Here is a 22,641-nt window from a genome sequence, read left to right on the forward strand (position 1 = left end):
GGATGGAATAAAACGTGTTTGGCCACGCATCCTAGCTGTGCATAATTGTTTTAACAACGGGTAAATACGCACTATCGCTGTGCAGTTTTGCACAAAAGTGCGTTTCAGGAGACACGATGGACTGGGACAACCTGCGCTATTTTCTGGAACTGGCCCGCTCGGGCACGCTGGTGGGCGCGGCGCGGCGCCTGGGGGTAGACCACACCACGGTGGCGCGGCGCATACAGGCGCTGGAAAAGCAAATGGGCGCGGCCCTGTTTGCGCGCGAGGCCGGGGGGCACAAGCTGACCGAGGCGGGCCGCCACCTGCTGCCCGGCGTGGAGGCCATGGAAGCGGCCGTGCTGGGCGTGGAGCGCTCGGCCCCGGTGCCCGGTGGCGGGCCATCGGGCCTGGTGCGCGTGGGCGCCACCGAAGGCTTTGGCACCCTGATACTGGCGCCGCACCTGGCGCGCCTGACGCAGCGCCACCCGCACCTGTCGATTGACCTGCTGGCCCTGCCGCGCATGCTGCACCTGTCGCGGCGCGAGGCCGACATCGTCATCTCGCTGGAGCGCCCCACGCGCGGCTCGGTCATCGTCAGCAAATTGGCCGACTACACCCTGCACCTGTACGGCCAGCGCGAATACCTGGTGCGCCGCCCGCTGGTAACGCAGCGCGAAGATTTGCGCCACCACGCCTTTATCAGCTACGTGGACGATTTGCTGTTTACCAAAGAGCTGCAGTTTTTAGACCAGCTGTACCCGCCCGAGCGCTTTGCGTTTCGCAGCACCAGCATTACGGCGCAATACGAGGCCGTGCGCGCCGGTGCCGGACTGGCCGTGCTGCCCGCCTTTCTGGCCGACCGCGACCCGGTATTGGCGCGCGTATTGCCCGCCGAGGCGCGATTTACCCGCACCTTCTGGATGAGCATGCCTGCCGAATCCAAGCATTTGGCGCGCATGCAGGCGGTATGGGCGTTTTTGAAAGAAACCGTGGTGGGCGAGGCCAAGCAACTGATGCCCGATGGGGCGGGAAATGTAAGTCGCCTGTAACAAAACGCGGGATGATGGGTGCTTGCACTTGGCCGCTTTCCGTCTGGATATTTTTAGGTTTGCCTAAATTTTCCATTCAGAGGGATGGTAGTCATATTTCACGCAATGGGCGACTCGTTGGATGGAGAAGCTTGTCGCCTAATTCTAGTTAGCTTTTACTCGGAACATTTGAATGACTAGCCCGCTTCCTAATGAATCAACACAAGCAATTGCTGTTTTAGCCGCTTGCTTTGTAAAAACAATGGGTGAAAAAGATCCTGAGTTCATCGCAGCATTTCGGAATAACCTGGAAGAGATGTATTACCAAATGCGAGATAACAGCTATTTCCCTTCAGGGACGCTTCAGGCAGTAAGAATCACAGGCGATTTTCTTAAAACCTAACCCGGCGCTCAAGCCGACCCGCATGCTGCGGGCGGCTTATCTTGTCCGTTAGTACCACTGAAACCCATCTTTATTTCGCCCATGCTTTTTAAAACGGCATTCAATTTCTCAAGCGTTGTGCAGCGCTGGGTTTGTCGTTTCTCTGGGCTTCGCCTGCTGGCGTTACGCTGGTTTGTGCTCTTTTTGGCCTCTAGCCCTTGTGTAGCAAGCGCAAGCAGCTATTGTTTTCGTAGTGCTGCGCCGCCTCGGTGGCGCCGTGCTTTTTCGCAGCTCGTGCCCGTCGCCAAATCCAAGTTATCGGTTTTGGCTTCTGGCTCTAACATTTCGGTCAAGCCGACCCGCATTCTGCGGTCGGCTTACCTCGCCCGTTAGCACCACAGAAAACCAATTTATTTCGCCCATGCTTATTCAAACGGCATTCAATTTCTCAAGCGTTGTTCAGCGCTGGGTTTGTCGTTTCTCTGGGCTTCGCCTGTTGGTGTTACGCTGGTTTGTAGTCTTTTTGGCCTCTGACCCTTTCGTAGCAAGCGCAAGCAGCTATTTTTTTCGTAGTGCTGCACCGCCTCGGTGGCGCAATGCTTTTCCGCAGTTCGTGCCCGTCGCCAAATTCAGGTTATCCGTTTCGGCTTCTGGCTCTAACATTTCGGTCAAGCCGACCCGCATTCTGCGGTCGGCTTACCTCGCCCGTTAGTTATGAATTATAAATTTTATGGAGAAGTAAGATGAGTAGTTATACGGGCCTGTATGTTCAACGCTTAGAAAGCGGAGAAATCCATGGCGTTCAAGTTGTTGATTCTTTTGGAAATTCTCTGTCACTTGAGCCTGAAATATATATTAAGCGTCAGATAAATCCTCCAATTAACACGCTTCCTAATATCGATGACTATAAAGCTGAAATCTCTAAACCAAAGGTTTCTCCGATAATTTTGGCGCTCGTAGATTGGGTAAATGGCAAAAGCGTGCCCGAAGAAGCTCTCTATAGAATGCAGCAATTTGGCTTCATTTTTCCAGACCTTCAGGGTGTTTTAAAGCTAACACCATACGGTGAGCAAACGCTTCGGGAAAATGGGTTGCTCTAACCCGGCGCTCAAGCCGACCCGCCTGCGGCGGTCGGCTTAGCTTGTTCGTTATAAGGAATATCGATAATGAGCACATATCAGTCTGATAGGCCAACAATTCCGGCGAATCTTAGGCGGGAAGTCGAAGTAGAGGCGGGACATGAATGCTCAATAACAGGATGCAATGAACATACATATCTAGAAATTCATCATATCAATCAAAACCGAGAAGATAACCGAAAGGAAAATCTAATTCTTCTATGCGATAAGCATCATAAAATGGCACATGCCGGAGTAATTGATAGGAGAGCCCTGCATAATTATAAGGAAGCTCTTAGGGCTCGTCTAAATAGCAATGCATTTGTTAGGGAGCAGGAGGGCGATAGAGTCCATCACTTTTTAAAAACAGTAACAGACATTCTTTCTTATAATGATTGTGGTGAGATTTCATCGGTAGGCTCTGAAACTGGGTATTGGTTTGAGCAAGAAGTCTATGTCAAATTGAGTAACTTTTTTCTGAACATACATATTTATAATTTAGAACTTAGGTCTTATGGCCCAAGCGTAATGGATAGGCAGGATCGAATAGTCGATCTAATGCGGCAGGTTCTTAATATTAGAGAGCAGGGTAATTATCATTATAATGGAAGCTATTGTGCAAAATTTATTCCAAAATCTGCCCCAGGTACTTCTGAGTATGACAATGAAATATCTGCACAGATAAAGCTTGTTGAAGATAAGTTACTGGAAATACAAAAATTAGCATTCGAGTTATGGGACTATGTAGAGAATAGGTTAGGTTAGGTTAGGTTAGGTTAGGTTAGGTTAGGTTAGGTTAGGTTAGGTTAGCCTAGTCTTCCTTATAACAAGTCACTGCACTCGGAAATTTTACTCGTTTCACTCCTAAAATTCCGGTGAGTGAGGCGTTAGCACCGAAGAAAACCAATTTATTTGCCCATGCTTATTCAAACGGCATTCAATTTCTCAAGCGCTGTTCAGCGCTTGGTTTGTCGTTTCTCTGGGCTTCGCCTGGTGGCGTTACGCTGGTTTGTGGTCTTTTTGGCCTCTGGCCCTTGTGTAGCAAGCGCAAGCAGCTATTGTTTTCGTAGTTCTGCGCCGCCTCGGTGGCGCTGCGCTTTTTCGCAGTTAGTGCCCGTCGCCAAATCATGGCTACCCGTTTTGGCTTCTGGTTCTAACATTTCGGTCAAGCCGACCCGCCTTCGGCGGTCGGCTTACCTCGCCCGTTAGATATCTCACAAGATTCTTGTTCTACATTTATTAAAGAAAGCAAAGAAAATGGAAGTTTGGATTAAATCCCTCGAAGTCGAGATGCAAGTCAAGCAAAAAGGCATTGAATTGGAAGTTCGAAGCAAGGATGGAAAAGAGCAACTGGGCGATTGCTATGCAACCATGACAGGCCTTGTTTGGTGTCAGGGACGAACAAAGAAGGAAAACGGCGTCAAAGTGAAATGGGAAGAATTCATCGCAATTTGTGCTTCCGACGAAGCACTCAAAGCCGCCGTAAAAGCAGCCAAAGCTGTCTAACCTTTCGCTCAAGCCGACCCGCATTCTGCGGTCGGCTTACCTCGCCCGTTAGGCCAATATTAGCCAAGATTGACCACTGTTTAAATTTCAATGAATTTCCAACCAGACGGGAGTAATTATGGTTAAAGCAAAAATGGGCACTGTGAGTATCGCCAGAGAAGGTGATGCGACTCACTTTGAGTGTGAATGCGGAGCTAAGGAAACAGTACCCAATTATGAAAATGGTGAAAGTCCAAAGCGCTTTGAGTTACGGATGGACTTTAACTCTGAGTACTCCCGATGTGCTAGCTGCAGACGTGAGCATAAAGGAAATATTGGCAGGCAATACAACTAAATCATGGTTATCGCCCATCACCAAATCAGAGTTACCCTTTTTGGTTTCTGGTTCTAACATTTCGGTCAAGCCGACCCGCATTCTGCGGTCGGCTTGCCTTGCCCGTTAGCACCACTGAAAAACAATTTATTTCTCCCATGTTTATTCAAACGGCATTCAGTTTCTCAAGCGTTGTTCAGTGCTGAGTTTGCCGTTTTTCTTGGCTTCGCCTGGTGGCGCTCCATCGTTTTCCAGCATTTTTGACCTCTAGTCATTTTTCAGTAAGCGCAAGCAGCTATTGTTTTCGTAGTGCTGTGCCGCCTCGGTGGAGCCGTGCTTTTTCGCAGTTCGTGCCCGTCGCCAAATCCAAGTTATCGGTTTTGGCCTCTGGCTCTAACATTTCGGTCAAGCCGACCCGCCTTCGGCGGTCGGCTTACCTCGCCCGTTAGCACCACTGAAAACCCGCTTTATTCAAGGCCATGCTTATTCAAACGGCATTCAATTTCTCAAGCGTTGTGCAGCGCTTGGTTTGCCGTTTCTCTGGGCTTCGCCTGCTGGCGTTACGCTGGTTTGTGGTTTTTTTGGCCTCTGGCCCTTGTACAGCAAGCGCAAACAGCTATCGTTTTTGCAGCGCTGTGCCGCCTCGGTGGCGCCGTGCTTTTTCGCAGTTAGCGCCCGTCACCAAATCATGGCTACCCGTTTTGGCTTCTGGCTCTAACCTTCCGGTCAAGCCGACCCGCATTCTGCGGTCGGCTTACCTCGCCCGTTAGGCCCAACAAGAAATGTGAGTCGGATCTATGCCACTAAGCAAGCTGAAAATAAAAAATGCAACCTACCTTAAAGATCTATCAGGCATTGATGTTTTGCATGCGGACGAGCCTCATGCGTTGGTAATGGCAGCGGGGTACTTGAAGTTCACATTAGCAAAAAACAAAAGCGAAGGAATTTACTTTCGGGGGCAGCGAAAGATATACGAAAGCCTGTCACCAACGTTGTATCGAGATACGCCCTCCATCAAAGTTCAAAACGCAAAGCATGCCGCTCTATCAAAGCTTGTTCAACGCTTTGTTGATAGCGGAAACATATTTGGTAGCTTTGGCGACTACGCGCACGAAGCACTTCTCCAGCATTATGGAATTAGCACTACATGGATGGACTTGGTTGACAACGTATGGGTAGCTCTTTGGTTTGCCTGCCATCAAGCAATGTCGGTTGGGAAAAGAGGAGAGTTTGTTCATTTTGAAAGACGTCTTCCCTCTAGCAGCAACCCGTATGCATACCTTCTTCTCATCGCCGCAAACATCAATCATCGCTCTAGAGATAAGCCCGGCTATTATCACGGCGATCAAACAGAACTTGTTGATCTCCGCATGGCCGCCCCATCTGTTTTTCTTCGTCCCCATGCGCAACACGGGCTGCTTTTCCGTAGGAAGGGAGATATTACAGGTCGAGCCCTAGATTACTCAAGTCAGCTTAGGGGTGTAATCCGCGTCGATCTTGCTAAAGCGTTAGATTGGCTGGGCAGCGGAAAAATGGTGAATACGCACTCCTTATTTCCCCCTCCGTTTTATGACAATGGCTATCAGCTCTTACTCACTTGCGGAGTTGAGGGTGACAGGACTACCGGCACCATCTCTCATATTGGTGCTTAGTCTTTGTGTGGTTTTCGATATAAGCAGTAAAGCACCTATCCCGCGCCTAACTGGTTGTTCAAGGGGACGCCAACGTACTTCGCACGCTGTCGCCCTTTAACGTAGGCGTTAGGCGCACACATAACTAATTCCTACTTTCACAAGAGAAGGATATGTATTGGTACTTCATAATCTTAAGCTGCTCCTTAGTTGTACTTGCCATAGCTTTATTATTTTATAGATTTCACCTATTATTTACAGGTAGCAGGGTTTCTGGTGTAGTCACTAATTTCATCACTCGAAAAAGAGCCCTTACTGGTACGGCCGAATCAACACTTATAGAAATTTCTTACAAGAATTCGAGTGGAGTTACCTGCAAATTTGAGGCTGACAATGGATTGTTGGTTTATATCTATAAAATAGGGGATTCAGTGAGTCTCTCAGAGAGAAATGGAAAAATAATCGTTAATTCATTATTAAATATTCTCATTGCGCCAATTTTCTTATTTACAATGAGTTATGTAATTTTTACTTTTCTCATCTAACAATGCGCTCAAGCGGACGGCTTCTAGCCGCCGCTTACCTTAATTCGTTAGTCGCCTCAAGATGTTTGTGCTGCCGGTGATTATTTTTCCGCTTGTCTTCGGACTTGCAATATTTCGCCTGTACCAGATACCAAAAAAACTCTTGTCTGGAGAATTGCGACTGCCTTTTCAGTATTGCACAATATTATTTATTGCAACTGTATGCGCTTACTTTGTGCTATTAATATACACCGTATTATTGATAACATCTCTAGTCCTCGCCCTATTTTTTGCAGAAAATATTGCATCAGCATACTTATCGCTAATTATCTATGTTGCTGCATATCCATTTGTTTACATCGGAGTGGCATGGATCTTTTACTATGGTTTTAGCCGTCGTGTCTAACCTGGCAATCAAGTCGACTCACCTTCGGCGGGCAGCTTAATTTCAACGTTAGCCGCTATGAAGAGAAAATATAAAACACTGAAGCTGCTGAATACGTTTCTGACTGTTTCATTTTCATTCAGTTTGACTGCAATACTAACGATTGCTCCCGCAGCCTTTGGCTTTGGCTGGCCGTACTCATCAAAAATTGGCAGTATTCTCGCAGTATTCTCATGGATAATCGGAATAGGTGCATGGGGAATTCTTATTGCTATGGGGATAGCATGGGCCTACGATAAAAAGCTTCACAGAGCCATTCCTATTGCAGGAACCATAATAGGGACTTTAAGCATTTTGCCGTGGATTCCTACCGTAATTCCTATGATCACACTCACACCAGCTTTAATACTGGCAGTCAGGCTTGTTCGCTATCATTTAAATAACACGAGTGACGATACAGGGTGCGTTACCAGCTAAAAATGCGCTCAAGCGGACAGCTTCCAGCTGCTGCTTACCTCAGTTCGTTAAGCTTTGCAGGAAAAAAACGTGCAGATTTTCTACATCCTTCTTTGTATTGCTGGCGCGGCATTACCACTCTCGCAGTTCGTCCCGTGGCTTTCTGCACATGGCCTTAATGTGCCTCTCCTGTTGCAGCAGGCCACATCAAGCCACATCGCCGCATTCGCTTGGGCTGATGTTCTGATCTCAGGCATCGTTGTTGCTGTGTTCTTACTTGTTGAGGGGCGCAAGCTTGCAATGCGTCGCTTATGGCTACCGTTGTCTTGTCTTATGGTCGGCCCTTCATTGGCATTGCCGCTATTTCTGTTGTTGCGGGAGCGGCATCTTGCGGCGACAGCTCCTAACCATTAATTCAAGCCGACGCCACTTCGCAGCGCAGATTAATTCAGGCGTTAGGCTGAATAATAAAATACACAAGATGCTAAAAATTATTGCTCAAGATTTCATCAAGCCTGAACATATTCAGGATGTCATGCCTCTTTACCGAGAGCTTGTGGCAAGAACCAAAGAAGAACCGCTGTGCGTGTCGTACGATCTTTACATCGACCAAAAGGATCCTGGGCACTTCGTATTCATAGAGGAATGGCCTGACCGTGCAGCATTGGACGTGCATTGCAACACTGAGCACTTCAAGAGGCTGGTGCCACTGATAGACAAGCACCAAAGATCACCGGGAACCTACTTGCTTATGGATGCATATATGCGTACTACCATCAGGCAAGCCATGAGTGCAGACACGTATGCCGTCGCTGAACTCTTCGACTTGTATCGCCAGTTCTATGAACAGCCATCCGATCTGCCCCGTGCAAACACATTTATCAGAGAGCGAATCGATAAAAAGGAATCTGTGATTTTGGTCGCTGAATCCGATGCAAATGGGTTAGTTGGCTTTTGCCAGCTTTACCCGACGTTCTGCTCTGTAGAGGCACAACCTATTTACACGCTCTATGACCTGTTCGTGTTGCCAGCCGCTCGCAAGGGTGGCGTGGGTCGAATGCTCTTGTGCGCAGCGCAGGCGCGAGCCCAAGCAGATGGCAAAGTGCGCATGGATCTCACCACCGCGCGCACGAACCATCAAGCCCAGCGCCTCTACGAGTCTTTGGGTTGGCTGCGCGATGACTTGTTTTTGGCCTATAGCCGACATGTGGTTCGGTAAATCAAAATAAATAAATTTTTTTGAAAAATTAAAGGATTTGCAATGTCAATTGAGGCCAAGGTCAGGGTAATTGCAACTTTTGTCGATGAAAAAATTGCATCCCAGGCTGAGTTGGAATTAAAAAATTCTTTGATTGAAAACGATCATGAGCTTGCTCAGGCGCTGAATGCCATATATCCAGTGGCCAATCAAATTGACTACAAAGACGAATTGATCAATGTCGAAAAGATGGAGAGAAATAGTTGCAAGTTAACTATTGATTCTTATACTTATACATCAGAGCATCCGGTATGGTTTGTAAAATCTTTGGCAAAGCTTGGTGCTGAAAAAATTCATATCATAGGGAGCTGGGATGGAAATATCCAAAATTATTATTTTCTGAGCGGAAGCAAAGTCCCAAAGAAAAAATTTTTCGGTGAATCTCCTGAGAATTCATTGAGCGCAAAAAATTTTGAAATTGGTAATGGATTATTTCTGCCGAATGGACGAGTCAAAGTGAGGGCGAGGCTGATTTCAACCTGGGCTGTTGGTGATATTTATCAGAGCACAGGAATGGAATTCAAAACGCTGGAAGGAGATGTGTTTTTTTACAAAGGCAGGGGCGTTATTCTGGATGTTCTCTGGAATTCAACAACGGAAGAATTCGATAAATCTGTTGTTATTGAATTTAGCGCTGTATTTGAAGTAGAGAAAAAAGGGGGCCAATATGCATCGTTTGCCAAAAGGCCAACAAAAGTAGTTCAAATTCTGGGGTTGTAAAAAATGCTTTACGAGCAACTGGCTTACCTGCATCTCGCTGCGGTGGTTCCGGCTTTGCGATTGGTACGTGGTTGCTCGTGCGCAGAAAAAGCTCGCCCAGCCACCCCGCGCTGGGGCGGGTGTATCTGGTGCTGATGGGGTACCTCGCGGCGTGCCGGGGCTGGCAAGGCGCAAAAGCCGGGTTTGATTTGCTTCAAAAAGCGTAGCTGCTTGCGCTTGCTGCGCAAGGGCTGGAGCCGTTTTTCTTCACAATTTTGAGGGGCACTCTGCATCTGCTGGCGCAGTGCTGCCTTCAGGAGTGGGCCGCTTCAATGCCTATGCTGCGCTTTCCACGCAGCGTACTCCGATGGCCGCAAACCATAGCGTGCCAGCACGCCTTCGTGCAGCCGTCGCAGCTCTTCCACCATCAGGGCCTGCACGGCGGGCTGCTCGCCCGCTGGAACGTGCTCGGCTACGCAGCGCTGAATGCTGGACAGCGGATCGCGCTCGGGCTGGGTGATGACCTCGCGCAGGGTTTGTCTGATCAAGTCGCGCCAGGTCAGGCGCAGCGGATCGGGTTCCGCCAGGTTTTGCTGGATGGCCAGATATTCCTGCGTCGATCGTTCATAGGCCCATACATAAAGGTCGCGCAGCAGCTCTACCCGGGTCATTTCATACACGCCCAGGGTGGCGCGGCTGTAAGCCTGTTCCGGCACGTCCAGAAAAGTCAACGGACAGAGGTTGGCGCGAAACAGTGGCAAATTGCTGGCCAGGCGCGCGGTGCGTTTGTTGATGTCTGCAAACGGCTGCAAGTAGGGCAAGTGCACCATCATGAAAAAAGACTGCTCGAACGGGTCACCAATCTGGTTGGCTTTGCTCAGCAGTGCATCCAGTGCGTTGTCAATCTGCTGCGGTGCAGACAGTGGGCGATAAACGCTTTGGCCAATATCGACGGCATGCTGGCGAATGCGCCCTTCATCGGTGGGGTTGGGCAGCAGGTTTTCTGCCAGGGCGCTGTGCAAGTTCATCAAGGTGTAGCGGTTGAACTGGGCACTGTCGATGTTTTCTACCAGCAGCTCGATGGCCCTCTTGTGGTTCAGGATCATCTGTGTTTCAAGGGCGGCTTTGCCTTGGGCCGCCTTGCCGTGCTCGATGAGTTCAAGTGTGTCGAGCCGGGAGTACGTGTTGCCTTCCAGGTGGCTCGATGCCCAGGATAGATCGATCAGCAATCGGTTCAGAATGGCACGGCTATAGGTGCCAGCAGGCGCGCCAAAGTCGGTGGTTCTGCCCATTTTGTGCAATTGGCGGCGCAGCGATTGCGACAAATACCAGGTTGCATTGGGCTGGTAGGCATCCAGAAACTCATGTTGGTAGCCCACGGGCTTGCGCGCTGGGGCGGGCTGATTGATATAGGCCAGGATATCCTGGCTGTCAGCAGACAGGGGAATGAAGGGGGGGAATACGTCGGTGGGGCTGGCTGCCGCACCTGTGCCCAAGGTGGTGCCAGCGCCAAAATAACGGCGGGCTCTGCCTTCACCCAGCGCATAAATTTGGCCACTCTCCAGCAGCTTTGCCACCAGGCGCTGTGCCGTGCGCCTTGCCACGCCGGGGTGCTCGGTCAGGAGTTCGGCCAGCGTCAATCCATGTGGGGATGCCTGGATGCTGCTCAGTAAGTCTGTGGTGTATGGCATGGCCGTGTTGGCGCAGTTTTTGGCGCTGTTTGGGGTGTTTCTGGCGCTATTTTGGCGCAGTTCTGGCGCAGTTCGCCAAACTGCGCCACTTTGGCGCTGAAGCCGCCTTTACAGCCCCTGCGCCTGCGCCCCCAGCTGGCGCAGCATGAAGTCCAGGAACGAGGGCACGCATTCAAGGTGGCCTGCCGGGGTGGCAGGGCAATCGTTCAGGCTGACCAGATCACCGGCACCCTGGGCCTGCATGGCTTGCACGGTGCTGGCTGCGCTGGCGTAGGGCACGGTGCGGTCGTCCTTGCCGTGGTAGAAGCGCACCGGCAAGGTGGGGCGCCACTGGTGGACGTTGCTCAGGCGGTTCAGGTTGGCCACGTCGTCTGACAAGAAGTTGTCGATGAAGGTGGCATCAATCACCACATCGGCGTCGTTGGGCAGCAGGGCCTTGAGCAGGGCGCGGCGCACTTCGCGCTGGGCGCTGCCACCCAGGTGGCGCAAAAAGCCGGGGTTGATCAGCGCGCCCACCACTTTGTTCTCCTGGCGCACCACGTCCACCAGGCCATCCATGGTGGCCTGCACGTTGTAGGGGCCTGCGCCCACCACCACTTGGCGCAGGTTTTGCAGGTGCGCCGAGTTGCCCCACTGCAAGGCCCGGTGCGCGGCCAGGGTGACGTAGCCGCCTTCGGAGTAGCCGGTCATGAAGAGCTGGCCGTTGTCGGCCACGCCCTGCTGGCGGCGCCAGGTTTGCGCGGCGGTCAGAAAATCCACCACCGCTGCGGCGGAGGGGCCCGAGAGCAAATAAGGGTGGGGCGCGCCCTTGGAGGCGCCGTAGCCCACGTAGTCGGGCGCCAGCACGATGTAGCCCACCGAGGCCATCACCAGCGCCACCTCCGAGGCCACGGCGTTGTTGCTGGGCGCCTCGCTGTCCCGAAAAATCGTGCCGTGCTGGTAGCTCAGCACTGGGCTGGCGGCGCCCGCTGCCTTGGCGGGCACGCCCACCAGCCCCGAGGCACGGATGGGTTGGCCATTCACATCGGAGGTGGTGTATTCAAGCCGGTAGGCCAGCACGTCGTAGCGCGGCACCAGGTCGGGGATGCGCGAATCCTGCGCTTGCAGGGCCTGGGCGATGTCGGTGGCCGCGATGGAGCCCAGCAATGTGGCGCTTTGCAATTGTCCCGCGCCCGCCGGGTTGACCGGCAACACGGGCTGCTCAGGCCCGGGGTCTTCGCCATCGCCACCGCCGCAAGCGGCCAGCGCCGCAACCAGAACCCAGGTGGCGGCCACACGGGGCCAGCGAAGAAAAGCAGTTTGCATAGGAAATCGTCTCAAAAATGGGGTCAGATTCTAATTTGTTCGGCCTGGACGGAAGGCTGTGCCGGTGGGGCGTCAGGTTCCCGCAAGCGCAGGCTGAATAATTATGAATTCAAAAATTGCTGAAACCTGTGTGCGCAACCCGGAGACATTGCATGACCAGCTACGCCGACTTTCACCAACGTTCCATTACCGAGCGCGATGCCTTCTGGGCCGAACAGGCCCGCCTGATTGACTGGCAAACGCCGCCGCAGCAGATTTGCGACTACAGCAACCCGCCGTTTGCGCGCTGGTTTGTGGGCGGCACCACCAACCTGTGCCACAACGCCGTCGATCGCCACCTGGCCGAGCGCGCCGACCAGGCGGCGCTGGTAGCCATTTCCACCGAAACCAACACCGAACGCAGCTACAGCTTTGCCGAGCTGCACGCCGAGGTGCAGCGCATGGCCGCCAGCCTGCAAGCGCTGGGTGTGAAGAAGGGCGACCGTGTCCTGATCTACATGCCCATGATTGCCGAGGCCGCCTTTGCCATGCTGGCCTGTGTGCGCATTGGTGCGCTGCATTCGGTGGTGTTTGGCGGCTTTGCGGCTGGTTCGCTGGCCACGCGCATTGAAGATGCCGAGCCGGTGGCCGTGGTCAGTGCCGATGCCGGTTCGCGCGGCGGCAAGGTCGTGCCCTACAAGCCGCTGCTGGACGAGGCCATTGCCCTGTCCAAGCACAAGCCCCAGGCGGTGCTGATGGTCAACCGGGGCCTGGCGCCCATGCCGCTGCAAGCCGGGCGCGACCACGACTGGTCGGCCCTGCGCACGCTGCACTTGGATACGCAGGTGCCCTGCGAATGGCTGGAATCGACCGAGCCCAGCTATACCCTCTACACCAGCGGCACCACCGGCAAACCCAAGGGCGTGCAGCGCGACACCGGCGGCTACACCGTGGCGCTGGCGGCCAGCATGAAGCACATCTTTGATGGCAAGGCGGGCCAGACCTTCTTTGCCACCAGCGATATCGGCTGGGTGGTGGGCCACAGCTACATCATTTATGGCCCGCTCATTGCGGGCATGACCACCATCATGTACGAGGGCCTGCCCACCCGCCCCGACGCGGGCATCTGGTGGAGCATTGTCGAAAAGTACCAGGTCACGCACATGTTCTCGGCGCCCACAGCGGTGCGTGTGCTGAAAAAGCAAGACCCGGCGTATCTGGCCAAATACAACGTCTCCAGCCTCAAGGCGCTGTGGCTGGCCGGAGAGCCGCTGGACGAACCCACCGCGCAGTGGATCAGCGGCTCACTCAACGTGCCCATCATCGACAACTACTGGCAGACCGAAACCGGCTGGCCCATCCTCACGCTGGCCAACGGCGTCGAGCAGCAAGCCACCCGTTTTGGCAGCCCCGGCAAGGCGGTGTATGGCTACAACGTCAAGCTGATTGACGAGGCGACAGGCGAAGAACTCACGGCGCCCAACCAAAAGGGCGTGGTGGCCATCGAAGGCCCGCTGCCCCCCGGCTGCATGCAAACCGTCTGGCGCGACGACGACCGCTTTGTCAACACCTACTGGAAGAGCATTCCGGGTCGCCTGGTCTACAGCACCTTTGACTGGGGCATCCGCGATGCCGATGGCTACTACTTCATCCTGGGCCGCACCGATGACGTGATCAACGTGGCCGGCCACCGCCTGGGCACGCGCGAGATCGAAGAGTGCATCTCGGCCCACCCCAACGTGGCCGAAGTGGCCGTGGTGGGCGTGGCCGACAACCTCAAGGGCCAGGTGGCGCTGGCCTTTGCCGTGCCACGCGATGCCAGCAGCCTCAACAGCGATGCCGACCGCGCCGCCCTGGAGGCCGAGGTGATGAAGCAGGTGGATGCGCAACTGGGCGCCGTGGCCCGGCCATCGCGTGTGTACTTTGTCGCGCTGCTGCCCAAAACGCGCAGCGGCAAGCTGCTGCGCCGCGCCCTGCAAGCCGTGGCAGAAAAGCGCGATCCGGGCGATCTGACCACCATGGAAGACCCCGCCGTGCTGCAACAGGTGCGTGACATGGTCGGCCAATGACCTGAATCTGCTCTTGAAATGAGAGCTGCCAGCGCTTACTGGGTAAGCGCTGGCAGCTTTTTTATTGTTAAATCGTGACCTGCGAATCTGGGCTGCATCGCCACGGCGCTGGCGCCTGCCAGTGCGGCGCCCAGGCGATGAAGTCTTGCAGCGGCATGGGCCGTGCGATGCAGTAGCCCTGGGCCAGGCGGCAGCCCAGCTCCAGCAACATGCTGCCCTGGGGCACGGTTTCCACGCCCTCGGCAATGACGTGGTAGCCAAACGAGTGCGCCAGCCCGATCACCCCCTGCACGATGGCCAGGTCGCCCGCATCGCCCATCATGCCGCGCACAAAGCTCTGGTCGATTTTGAGGGTGTCCAGCGGCAGGCGGCGCAGGTAGGTCAGTGACGAGTAGCCGGTGCCAAAGTCGTCCAGCGCGGTGTTGACGCCGATTTCGCGCAGTTGCAGCAGGGTTTGCGCCACCGGGGCGAGGTTGTAGAGGGCGGCCGTCTCGGTGATTTCTATCTTCAGGCTGCTCCGGGGCAGTTGCGGGTAGCGCGCCAGGCGGCTGGCCATCCAGGGGGCAAAGTCAGTTTGTTGCAGGTGCGGCGCCGTGATGTTGACGCTGATCGTCAGGTTCAGGCCCTGGGCGTGCAGGGTTTGCGCCATCTCCAGGGCGGTATCGACCACCCAGGTGCCAAAAGCGATTTCCAGGGCTGTGCCCTCGATCAGCGGCAAGAACGCGGCGGGCGAGAGCACACCTTGCTCGGGGTGCTGCCAGCGTGCCAGGGCTTCGGCGCCCACCACGGTGCCCAGGCGCATGTCCACCTTGGGCTGCAAATACAGCATGAACTGGCCGCCTTGCAGCGCTGCCTGCACGCGCGCGGTGTCGGCCTGCACCTGCTGTGCGGCGCGCTCGGAGGCGCTGTCGAACTGGTGGTAGCGGTTGCGCCCGGCCTGCTTGGCGGCGTACATGGCCTGGTCGGCGTGGCGCACCAGGGCATCGGCGTCGGCGTCGTCTTGCGGGAACAGGGTGTAGCCGATGCTGGCCGTCACGCTCACGCAGTCGTTGCCCAGGGCGTAGGGGGCGGCAATGCTGGCCATGACCTGGCGCAGCGCTTTTTCGCAATCGGTGGCGCCATGCAGGCCGGGCAGCAGGATCACGAACTCGTCGCCGCCCAGGCGGGCCACGCAGTCGGTGGCGCGCAGGGCGCGGGTCAGGCGGCCTGCGGCCATGACCAGCAGGCGGTCGCCCGCGTCGTGGCCGTGGCGGTCGTTGACGGGCTTGAAGCCGTCCAGATCCAGGTAGGCCACGCCCAGCAAGCTGCCTTGCACCCGCGCCTGGGCCATGGCTTCGGTGAGCTTGCGCGCCAGCAGCACGCGGTTGGGCAGGCCAGTGAGGGCGTCGTGGTGGGCCAGGCGCTGCAATTGCTGCTCTTGTTCGCGCTGCTGGGTCACGTCGATGGATACGCCCAGCATGCGCAGCGGGGCGCCGCTGGCATCGTGGGCCACGGTTTTGCCCAGGTTGCGCAGCCAGCGCTGGCCACCATGGGGCAGCGGGATGCGCCAGGTGGCATCGAAGTGGGTGTCGGGCTGGGCGGTGTGGCGCTCCAGTTCGCGGGTGATTTTGGCGGCGTCTTCAGGCACCACGCAGTCTTGCCAAGGCTGGGGGCGGGCGGCGCTTTCGTCGCCCGGTTGCAGGCCGCGCAGGTGCTGCCAGTGGGCATCGCCTTGCAGGGTGCCTGCGGGCAAGTCCCAGTCCCAGCGGCCCAGCGATGCGGCGGTCATGGTCAGCGAGAGCAGGGCTTCGCGCTCGCGCACCAGGGCTTCGGCGCGCTTGGAGGCGTCGATGTCCTGCATCACGCCGCGAATGCGCACGACGCGGCCATTCTCAATGACGGGTTCGCCCAGCGAGCGCATCCAGACCAGGCGGCCATCGGCGCGCACGATCTCAATCTCCAGGCTCCACTCCACGCGCTCGCGGATGCACCGGCGCAGTGCGTTGCGGAAGGTGTCGTGCCAGGCCGGGGCCACGTGGCGCTGCACGTAGTCCTGGGGCAGTGGGCTGCCCGGGGGCAGGCCGTGGATGTCGTAGCACACGTCTGACCAGTACACCGGGCCGCGTGCGGGCATGTCTTCCCACACACCCAGGCGGGCCAGGCGCCCTGCCTGCTGCAGCAGGCTGTTGCTGGCTTGCAGGGCATCGCGCGCGTGCTGTTCCTGGGTGATGTCGTGAAAGACGAAGACAAAGCATTCTTCGCCGTCAATCTGTACCGGGTAGGCCGACATGAGGCCGGGCACGCGCGTACCGTCGAGCTTGCGTGCCACCAGGTTCAGTTTGTCCACCTGGCCATCGCGCGCAAAGGTTTCCAGCAGGCGCGTGCGCTCGTGCTCGGTGGCCCAGATGTTGAGCTCTGCGGAGGTGCGGCCCACCACGTCTTCGCGCGGCCGCCCCAGCAGTTGGCAGAACGCGGGGTTGACTTCGATGTAGCGCCCATCGGCCACGCGCGAGATGCCTGCCGGGTCGGGCAGCGCCTGGTAGATGGTGTTGTACTTGGCCTCGGAGGTGCGCAGGGCCTGCTCGGTGGCGCGGCGGGCGGTCACGTCCAGGCTCATGCCGACCATGCGCAGGGGCTTGCCGTCGGCGCCGTGTTGGGTCACGCTGCCGCGCGAGAGCACCCAGCGCCATTGGCCGTTTTTGTCGCGCACCCGCAGTTCGGCTTCGTAGGTGTGGACTTCACCGTCCATGGCCTGGCGCAAGGGGTCGGCCAGGCGGGCGGCGTCATCGGGATGGCGCAGGCTGGTCCAGTAGGCGGTGCGTTTTTCCGGGGGTATCTCGAAGAGCCCGAACTGGGCATAGAAGTGGCCGTGGAACGAGAGCTGGCGGTTGCGCACGTCCCACTCCCACTGGCCACCGCCAGAGGCGCGGATGGCACTGATCAGCTCTTGCTCGCGCTGGCGCAGGGCCTGGTGTTCTGCCTGCAAGGTGTTGAAGGTGCGCACGCGCACCAGCGCCCACAGCAGGGCGCCCAGCAGTGCCAAGACGGTGGCGCAGGCCAGCACCAGCTGCAAATTTGTCACATTCATCCATTCTGTTTTTTGCTGGCGTGCAGTATCAGGCCCTATGGCTGGCCTGCACGGTGCCCCACCAACCCGGATTAACCCGGTTGACAAACGCGCATCAGGCGCCTGGAGGCCATGCTCCCTCGCGCTGCAACAAGGCGGTTTTGCGCGCCAGACCACCAGCGTATCCCGTGAGGCTACCATCGCGCCCCAGCACGCGGTGGCAGGGCACCACGATGCTCAAGGGGTTGCGCCCCACCGCACTGGCCACGGCCCGCACGGCGCTGGGTCGCCCCAGCTGCTGCGCCAGGGCGCCATAGCTGGTGGTGCTGCCGGGCGCAATGCCCAGCAGGGCTTGCCACACGCTTTGCTGGAACGGCGTGCCACCGCTGTAGTCCAGGGGCACGTCAAAGTGAAGGCGCTGGCCGTCCAGGTACTGCTGCAACTGCTGGGCGGCAGCGCACAGCAGGCCGTTGTCTTCGTCATGCGGCCAGGCCTGTGCGCCATCGAGCTGTGCGGGCCAGTGGCGCTGGCCCTCAAACCACAGGCCCGACAAGCCCTGTGGCGATGCTGCCAGGCGCACGCCCCCCAGCGCTGTGATGCAGCGTTTTTGAACTGTCGTGGTGTGAAATTGCATGGTGTAAAAGTGTAGAGTGTTTTTGGCCTCAAGGCCACGTAGAACAAGCGCAAGCAGCTATGAATTTGATAGTTTTCAAAACCCCGGAAACCTGGCTGTGGCAGGATGCGGGCAGGGCCGGTTATGGCAGCGCGCACCTACAATGCAGCCGGTTTTTTCTTCCCCCACCCGCTTCTGTGAAAGTGTGACGCCGTGCAGCTCTCTCCTTCCATCTTCAAAGCCTATGACATCCGTGGCATTGTGCCGTCCACCCTGGACGAGGCCGTGGCCCGGGGCCTGGGCCGCGCTTTTGGCACCGTGGCCCGCGCCCAGGGCCAGACCACGGTGGCCGTGGGGCGCGATGGCCGCCTGTCCGGGCCTGCACTGAGCGCCGCATTGATTGCCGGGCTGGTGGATGCGGGCATCGCCGTGATCGATGTGGGCCTGGTCACCACGCCGCTGCTGTATTTTGCGGCCAGCACCCTGTGCGCCAGCGGCATCCAGGTCACCGGCAGCCACAACCCCAAAGACTACAACGGCTTCAAGATGGTGTTGGGTGGCCGCGCCATTTACGGCGACGACATCCAACAGCTGCGCCAAACCATGCAGGACGAGAGCTGGCAGCTGCAAGCCGGGGGCAGCGTGCGCAGCGTGGACGTGCTGGCCGCCTACACCCAGCGCATCACCAGCGACGTGAAGCTGGCGCGGCCTCTGAAAATCGTGGTCGATTGCGGCAACGGCATTGCGGGCGCCTCGGCACCGGCCATTTTCCGCGCGCTGGGCTGCGAAGTCGTCGAGCTGTTCTCGGAGGTGGACGGCAACTTCCCCAACCACCACCCCGACCCCAGCAAGCCGGAAAACCTGCGCGACCTCATCGCCGCCTTGCAGGCCAGCGATGCCGAGCTGGGCCTGGCCTTTGACGGCGATGGCGACCGGCTGGGCATCGTCACCAAAGACGGCAGCAACATCTTTCCTGACCGGCAGATGATGCTGTTTGCGCAAGACGTGCTCTCGCGCGTGCCCGGCGGCCACATCCTGTTCGACGTGAAATGCACGCAGCGTTTGGCGCCCGCCATTGCCGCAGCGGGCGGCGTGCCGGTGATGTACAAAACCGGCCACTCGCTCATCAAGGCGCGCATGAAAGAGCTGGACTCGCCCCTGGGCGGCGAGATGAGCGGCCACATCTTTTTCAAAGAGCGCTGGTTCGGCTTTGACGATGGCACCTATGCGGGTTGCCGTTTGCTGGAAATCCTCAGCCGCAGCAGCGACCCCAGCGCCGTGCTCAACGGCCTGCCGACCAGCTTTTCCACGCCCGAGCTGAACGTGGCTTGCGCCGAGGGCGAGCCGCACCAGCTGACCGCGCAATTGCAGGCGTTGGCTGCCGACACCTTTGCCGCCCCGGCGCAGATCAGCACCATCGACGGCCTGCGCGTGGACTGGCCCGATGGCTTCGGCCTGATCCGCGCCAGCAACACCACGCCCGTGCTGGTGCTGCGCTTTGAGGGCCAGACGCCCGAGGCGCTGGCACGCATCGAGGCGGCCATGCTGGCGCTGCTGCACCGCGTCAAACCCGGCGCCCAGGTGGGCAGCGCGGCGCACTGAATGTGTCGCCCCTATCGCGCCTTGCCCTGGGGCTGTATTCGGCCCTGACCTGGGCGGCCCAGCCACTGCTGCGCCGCAAGCTGCGCCGCCGCGCCCTGGCCGAGCCCGGCTACGGCCTGCGCGTGGCCGAGCGTTTTGGCCACTACGGCGATGTGCCAGTGGGTGGCCACCCCGCGCCTGCTGGGCCTTTGGTTTGGATACACGCCGTCTCGCTGGGCGAAACGCGTGCTGCCGCCATCTTGCTGGGCGCGCTGCGCCAGCAACTGCCGGGCATGCGCCTGCTGCTCACCCACGGCACCGCCACGGGCCGCGCCGAGGGCGAAAAGCTGTTGCAGCCCGGTGATGTGCAGGTCTGGCAGCCGTGGGACACGCCCGGCGCGGTGGCACGGTTTCTGCGCCACTTGCGGCCCGCCATCGGCATCCTGATGGAAACCGAGGTCTGGCCCAATCTGATAGCTGCCTGCCGCGCGCAGGGTGTGCCGCTGGTGCTGGCCAACGCCCGGCTGAACGATAAATCCCTGCACCAAGCCCAGCGCATGGCCTGGCTGGCGCGCCCGGCCTACGCCGCCTTGGCGGCGGTGTGGGCGCAAACCGAGGCCGATGCCCAGCGCCTGCGCAGTCTGGGGGCGCCGGTGCAGGGCGTGTTCGGCAACCTCAAGTTCGACGTGGTGCCCGACGCCGCCCAGCTGGCCCAGGGCCGTGCCTGGCGCGCACCGCTGCCGCGCCCCGTGGTGTTGCTGGCCAGCAGCCGCGAGGGCGAGGAGGCCATGTGGCTGGAAAATTTCAAGCCAAATCGGCCTCCAGAGCAGGCGCATAGGGCGCTACCAGCTATCAATAATGAAGCAAATGGGGCGCAGGATACCGCAGCAAACGCCAGCGTGCAGTGGTTGATCGTGCCGCGCCACCCCCAGCGCTTTGACGAGGTAGCCCAGCTGCTGGAGCGCGCGGGCCTGCGCGTGGCGCGCCGCAGCCAGTGGGCCGATGGCCCCGACGCCCAGGCCGATGTGCTGTTGGGCGACACCCTGGGCGAGATGGCCCTGTACTACGGCCTGGCCGACGTGGCCTTGCTGGGCGGCAGTTTTGCGCCGCTGGGCGGGCAAAACCTGATCGAGGCCGCTGCCTGCACTTGCCCCGTGGTGCTGGGGCCGTACACCTTCAACTTTGCCCAGGCTGCCGAGCTGGCCTGCGCCGCTGGCGCCGCGCAGCGCATGCCCGATATGGCGCAGGCCATGCAGGTGGCCACTGCACTGGCACACAACGCCACTGCCTTGGCCCAGGCCCAAGATGCCGCTGCGCAATTTGCCCAGGCCCACCGGGGCGCCGCGCAGGCCACGGCGCAGGCAGTGGCCGCTTTGCTGTGCCGCGATCCCATGGCCTTGGGGTAAGGCCAGGCCCGCGTGGGGCGGGGGTTTTTCATCGAAATGTCAGAATTCCGCCCTGCTGCACCATGGGGGCGTTACTCGGTCACTTTTTTTCATGTCTTCTGCTTCTTTGTTTCGGGTGGATTTGCGCCGCCTGATATTGCTTTTGGCCACCTTCAGCGCCATCGTCACCTTGGTGAACGGGTTTTATGCGAGCCACGCCGTCCAGCGCCAGCAACTGATAGACAGCGCCCTGGAGAGCAACCGTGCCTACGCGCAAAAGCTGGCCGATTCGGTAGATGACTTTCTGCGTGCAGCCCAGCAGCAACTGGCCTACAGCGCGGGCGTGGTGGGCCAGCGCTTTGACCAGGGGGGGATGTTGTTGGCCGAAGTCGATCGTTTGCGCTTGCAAACGGACACCTTCAACTCCGTGGTCATGGTCGATGCCCAAGGCCGGGTGCGGGCCACTTCACCCGAGGCCCTGCAAATCCAGGGGCGGCGCCTGGATACGCCAGGTGCTGTCGAGGCCCTGCGTGAGAAGCGTGCGTTGGTCAGCGAGCCGTATGTCTCGGTAGCGGGCAATTTGCTGGTGTTTATCTCCCACCCGGTCACAGACCGTGCGGGCCGCTACCTGGGCTATGTGGGCGGCACCATTTACCTCAAACAAAAAAGCATCCTGCACAACTTGCTGGGCGCGCACTACCACAGCGATGGTTCTTACCTGTATGCCGTGGACCAGAGTCGGCGGCTGATCTACCACCCGGACATTCACCGGGTGGGTGTGCAGATAGACAAAAACCTGGTCATTGATGCCGTTTTGCAGGGCAAAAGTGGTGCCATGCAGCTGAAAAACAGCCAGGACATCGACATGCTGGCCGGTTATGCCTATGTGCCTTCCACCGCCTGGGGCATCGTGGCCCAGCGGCCCACGCATGCCGCACTGGCAGCGTTGGACGACTTGATGCAAAGCGTGTTCTACAAAAGCCTGCCCCTGGTGGTGGTGCTGCTGGGCCTGGTGGGGTGGCTGTCGCGGCTGATTGCGCGCCCCTTGTGGCAGCTGGCCGATGGCGCGCGCTACATGGACAAATCGACCACCGCAGAGAGCATTCTCAAGATCCGATCCTGGTATTTTGAAACCTCGGAACTCAAGCGCGCCATGTTGGTGGGGGTGAACCTGCTGCACCAGAAAATCGGCAAGCTGCACCAGGATGTGCAAACCGATCCCCTGACGGGCCTGAGCAACCGGCGCGGCATGGAGCTGGCATTGTCGGTGTGGCAGGCGGCGCAAACCCCGGTGGCGGTGGTGGCGATGGACATTGACCATTTCAAGCGCGTCAACGACGGCCATGGCCACAGCGCCGGAGACCAGGTGCTCAAGCGCCTGGCCCAGTTGATGCGTGACAACTCACGCGGTGGTGATGTGCTGTGCCGGGTGGGCGGTGAAGAGTTTCTGATGCTGTTGCCAGAGGCCCGCCTGGAGGTGGCCGAGCAGGTGGCGCAGCGCCTGCGTGCGCAGGTGCAGAACACCGCCATGGCCCCTGTGGGGCATATCACTGTCTCTTTGGGGGTGGCCCACTGGCCACAGCACGGCAGCGACATGGCCGCCGTGCTCAAGGCCGCTGATGCCGCGCTGTACGAGGCCAAGCACACGGGCCGCAACCGGGTGGTGGTAGCCCCCCGGGCCACTGACTGA

Annotated in this window: 24 protein-coding genes; 20 read left to right on the forward strand and 4 right to left on the reverse strand. The window is 58.0% G+C overall.

Annotated features, from left to right (window positions below):
• Positions 1–116: 116 nt before the first annotated feature.
• The 16 genes from EV674_RS08590 (at position 117) to EV674_RS08675 (ending at position 9,303) form a co-directional block, all read left to right on the forward strand.
• Positions 117–1,031, forward strand: a complete 915-nt coding sequence (locus tag EV674_RS08590) for a LysR family transcriptional regulator (protein WP_119013143.1) — start codon at positions 117–119, stop codon at positions 1,029–1,031.
• Positions 1,032–1,203: 172 nt separating this feature from the next.
• On the forward strand, positions 1,204–1,413 hold the full coding sequence (locus tag EV674_RS08595) for a hypothetical protein (RefSeq protein WP_132750398.1): 210 nt from the start codon (positions 1,204–1,206) through the stop codon (positions 1,411–1,413).
• Between the two features lie 81 nt (positions 1,414–1,494).
• The gene (locus tag EV674_RS08600) at positions 1,495–1,785 is read left to right on the forward strand and encodes a DUF1010 domain-containing protein (RefSeq protein ID WP_132750399.1); all 291 of its coding nucleotides are present in this window, start codon (positions 1,495–1,497) and stop codon (positions 1,783–1,785) included.
• A 28-nt stretch (positions 1,786–1,813) separates the two neighbouring features.
• The gene (locus EV674_RS08605) at positions 1,814–2,104 is read left to right on the forward strand and encodes a DUF1010 domain-containing protein (RefSeq protein WP_119013142.1); all 291 of its coding nucleotides are present in this window, start codon (positions 1,814–1,816) and stop codon (positions 2,102–2,104) included.
• Between the two features lie 31 nt (positions 2,105–2,135).
• Complete coding sequence (locus EV674_RS08610) at positions 2,136–2,492, forward strand: hypothetical protein (protein WP_132750400.1); 357 nt, start codon at positions 2,136–2,138, stop codon at positions 2,490–2,492.
• 66 nt (positions 2,493–2,558) lie between these two features.
• Positions 2,559–3,275, forward strand: a complete 717-nt coding sequence (locus EV674_RS08615) for an HNH endonuclease signature motif containing protein (protein ID WP_132750401.1) — start codon at positions 2,559–2,561, stop codon at positions 3,273–3,275.
• A 153-nt stretch (positions 3,276–3,428) separates the two neighbouring features.
• Positions 3,429–3,719: a DUF1010 domain-containing protein gene (locus EV674_RS08620; protein WP_119013141.1), complete on the forward strand. Its 291-nt coding sequence runs from the start codon at positions 3,429–3,431 to the stop codon at positions 3,717–3,719.
• A 48-nt stretch (positions 3,720–3,767) separates the two neighbouring features.
• Positions 3,768–4,016 (forward strand): hypothetical protein, encoded by a 249-nt coding sequence (locus tag EV674_RS08625; RefSeq protein WP_132750402.1) that lies wholly within the window; start codon positions 3,768–3,770, stop codon positions 4,014–4,016.
• A 221-nt stretch (positions 4,017–4,237) separates the two neighbouring features.
• A complete protein-coding gene (locus EV674_RS17960) occupies positions 4,238–4,459 on the forward strand; it encodes a DUF1010 domain-containing protein (protein WP_341539455.1) in 222 nt (73 codons plus the stop codon).
• Positions 4,460–4,562: 103 nt separating this feature from the next.
• A complete protein-coding gene (locus EV674_RS08635; RefSeq protein WP_241524927.1) occupies positions 4,563–4,778 on the forward strand; it encodes a DUF1010 domain-containing protein in 216 nt (71 codons plus the stop codon).
• 30 nt (positions 4,779–4,808) lie between these two features.
• Positions 4,809–5,099, forward strand: coding sequence for a DUF1010 domain-containing protein (locus tag EV674_RS08640; protein WP_119013137.1), 291 nt, complete (start codon positions 4,809–4,811; stop codon positions 5,097–5,099).
• Positions 5,100–5,126: 27 nt separating this feature from the next.
• Positions 5,127–5,981 (forward strand): FRG domain-containing protein, encoded by an 855-nt coding sequence (locus tag EV674_RS08645; RefSeq protein ID WP_119013136.1) that lies wholly within the window; start codon positions 5,127–5,129, stop codon positions 5,979–5,981.
• A 966-nt stretch (positions 5,982–6,947) separates the two neighbouring features.
• Positions 6,948–7,346, forward strand: a complete 399-nt coding sequence (locus EV674_RS08655; protein ID WP_132750404.1) for a hypothetical protein — start codon at positions 6,948–6,950, stop codon at positions 7,344–7,346.
• Between the two features lie 69 nt (positions 7,347–7,415).
• The gene (locus EV674_RS08660) at positions 7,416–7,739 is read left to right on the forward strand and encodes a DUF2834 domain-containing protein (protein ID WP_119013183.1); all 324 of its coding nucleotides are present in this window, start codon (positions 7,416–7,418) and stop codon (positions 7,737–7,739) included.
• Positions 7,740–7,806: 67 nt separating this feature from the next.
• Positions 7,807–8,544: a GNAT family N-acetyltransferase gene (locus EV674_RS18010; RefSeq protein WP_165887083.1), complete on the forward strand. Its 738-nt coding sequence runs from the start codon at positions 7,807–7,809 to the stop codon at positions 8,542–8,544.
• Between the two features lie 42 nt (positions 8,545–8,586).
• Complete coding sequence (locus EV674_RS08675) at positions 8,587–9,303, forward strand: hypothetical protein (protein ID WP_132750405.1); 717 nt, start codon at positions 8,587–8,589, stop codon at positions 9,301–9,303.
• A gap of 308 nt (positions 9,304–9,611) precedes the next feature.
• On the opposite strand, the gene EV674_RS08680 is transcribed toward EV674_RS08675, so the two are convergent.
• Both EV674_RS08680 and EV674_RS08685 read right to left on the reverse strand, forming a co-directional pair.
• Entirely contained in the window at positions 9,612–10,973 is a 1,362-nt protein-coding gene (locus tag EV674_RS08680; protein WP_119013134.1) for a Fic family protein, read from the reverse strand.
• Positions 10,974–11,081: 108 nt separating this feature from the next.
• The gene (locus EV674_RS08685; protein WP_119013133.1) at positions 11,082–12,278 is read right to left on the reverse strand and encodes an alpha/beta hydrolase family protein; all 1,197 of its coding nucleotides are present in this window, start codon (positions 12,276–12,278) and stop codon (positions 11,082–11,084) included.
• 152 nt (positions 12,279–12,430) lie between these two features.
• Between EV674_RS08685 and EV674_RS08690 the strand changes: the two genes are divergently transcribed.
• Positions 12,431–14,326, forward strand: coding sequence for a propionate--CoA ligase (locus EV674_RS08690; RefSeq protein ID WP_119013132.1), 1,896 nt, complete (start codon positions 12,431–12,433; stop codon positions 14,324–14,326).
• A gap of 67 nt (positions 14,327–14,393) precedes the next feature.
• On the opposite strand, the gene EV674_RS08695 is transcribed toward EV674_RS08690, so the two are convergent.
• A complete protein-coding gene (locus tag EV674_RS08695) occupies positions 14,394–17,393 on the reverse strand; it encodes a sensor domain-containing protein (protein WP_241524926.1) in 3,000 nt (999 codons plus the stop codon).
• Positions 17,394–17,487: 94 nt separating this feature from the next.
• Positions 17,488–18,006, reverse strand: a complete 519-nt coding sequence (locus EV674_RS08700; protein WP_119013181.1) for a methylated-DNA--[protein]-cysteine S-methyltransferase — start codon at positions 18,004–18,006, stop codon at positions 17,488–17,490.
• Positions 18,007–18,198: 192 nt separating this feature from the next.
• Between EV674_RS08700 and EV674_RS08705 the strand changes: the two genes are divergently transcribed.
• The 3 genes from EV674_RS08705 to EV674_RS08715 all read left to right on the forward strand — a co-directional run bounded on the left by EV674_RS08705 (position 18,199) and on the right by EV674_RS08715 (position 22,641).
• A complete protein-coding gene (locus EV674_RS08705) occupies positions 18,199–19,587 on the forward strand; it encodes a phosphomannomutase/phosphoglucomutase (protein WP_119013130.1) in 1,389 nt (462 codons plus the stop codon).
• Between the two features lie 2 nt (positions 19,588–19,589).
• On the forward strand, positions 19,590–20,972 hold the full coding sequence (locus tag EV674_RS08710; protein WP_119013129.1) for a 3-deoxy-D-manno-octulosonic acid transferase: 1,383 nt from the start codon (positions 19,590–19,592) through the stop codon (positions 20,970–20,972).
• Positions 20,973–21,063: 91 nt separating this feature from the next.
• Entirely contained in the window at positions 21,064–22,641 is a 1,578-nt protein-coding gene (locus tag EV674_RS08715; RefSeq protein ID WP_119013128.1) for a GGDEF domain-containing protein, read from the forward strand.

The organism is Simplicispira metamorpha, from assembly GCF_004341365.1.
Lineage (GTDB): Bacteria > Pseudomonadota > Gammaproteobacteria > Burkholderiales > Burkholderiaceae_C > Simplicispira > Simplicispira metamorpha.

What these genes read in the sequence shown, in the direction of transcription:
- EV674_RS08715 (WP_119013128.1), top strand. Translation starts at nt 21,064, where the DNA reads ATGTCTTCTGCTTCTTTGTTTCGGGTGGATTTGCGCCGCCTGATATTG.
- EV674_RS08610 (WP_132750400.1), top strand. Translation starts at nt 2,136, where the DNA reads ATGAGTAGTTATACGGGCCTGTATGTTCAACGCTTAGAAAGCGGAGAA.
- EV674_RS08685 (WP_119013133.1), bottom strand. Translation starts at nt 12,278, where the DNA reads ATGCAAACTGCTTTTCTTCGCTGGCCCCGTGTGGCCGCCACCTGGGTT.
- EV674_RS08605 (WP_119013142.1), top strand. Translation starts at nt 1,814, where the DNA reads ATGCTTATTCAAACGGCATTCAATTTCTCAAGCGTTGTTCAGCGCTGG.
- EV674_RS08640 (WP_119013137.1), top strand. Translation starts at nt 4,809, where the DNA reads ATGCTTATTCAAACGGCATTCAATTTCTCAAGCGTTGTGCAGCGCTTG.
- EV674_RS08620 (WP_119013141.1), top strand. Translation starts at nt 3,429, where the DNA reads ATGCTTATTCAAACGGCATTCAATTTCTCAAGCGCTGTTCAGCGCTTG.
- EV674_RS08690 (WP_119013132.1), top strand. Translation starts at nt 12,431, where the DNA reads ATGACCAGCTACGCCGACTTTCACCAACGTTCCATTACCGAGCGCGAT.
- EV674_RS08600 (WP_132750399.1), top strand. Translation starts at nt 1,495, where the DNA reads ATGCTTTTTAAAACGGCATTCAATTTCTCAAGCGTTGTGCAGCGCTGG.
- EV674_RS08615 (WP_132750401.1), top strand. Translation starts at nt 2,559, where the DNA reads ATGAGCACATATCAGTCTGATAGGCCAACAATTCCGGCGAATCTTAGG.
- EV674_RS17960 (WP_341539455.1), top strand. Translation starts at nt 4,238, where the DNA reads ATGGTGAAAGTCCAAAGCGCTTTGAGTTACGGATGGACTTTAACTCTG.
- EV674_RS18010 (WP_165887083.1), top strand. Translation starts at nt 7,807, where the DNA reads ATGCTAAAAATTATTGCTCAAGATTTCATCAAGCCTGAACATATTCAG.
- EV674_RS08655 (WP_132750404.1), top strand. Translation starts at nt 6,948, where the DNA reads ATGAAGAGAAAATATAAAACACTGAAGCTGCTGAATACGTTTCTGACT.
- EV674_RS08675 (WP_132750405.1), top strand. Translation starts at nt 8,587, where the DNA reads ATGTCAATTGAGGCCAAGGTCAGGGTAATTGCAACTTTTGTCGATGAA.
- EV674_RS08695 (WP_241524926.1), bottom strand. Translation starts at nt 17,393, where the DNA reads ATGAATGTGACAAATTTGCAGCTGGTGCTGGCCTGCGCCACCGTCTTG.
- EV674_RS08645 (WP_119013136.1), top strand. Translation starts at nt 5,127, where the DNA reads ATGCCACTAAGCAAGCTGAAAATAAAAAATGCAACCTACCTTAAAGAT.
- EV674_RS08595 (WP_132750398.1), top strand. Translation starts at nt 1,204, where the DNA reads ATGACTAGCCCGCTTCCTAATGAATCAACACAAGCAATTGCTGTTTTA.
- EV674_RS08625 (WP_132750402.1), top strand. Translation starts at nt 3,768, where the DNA reads ATGGAAGTTTGGATTAAATCCCTCGAAGTCGAGATGCAAGTCAAGCAA.
- EV674_RS08680 (WP_119013134.1), bottom strand. Translation starts at nt 10,973, where the DNA reads ATGCCATACACCACAGACTTACTGAGCAGCATCCAGGCATCCCCACAT.
- EV674_RS08590 (WP_119013143.1), top strand. Translation starts at nt 117, where the DNA reads ATGGACTGGGACAACCTGCGCTATTTTCTGGAACTGGCCCGCTCGGGC.
- EV674_RS08700 (WP_119013181.1), bottom strand. Translation starts at nt 18,006, where the DNA reads ATGCAATTTCACACCACGACAGTTCAAAAACGCTGCATCACAGCGCTG.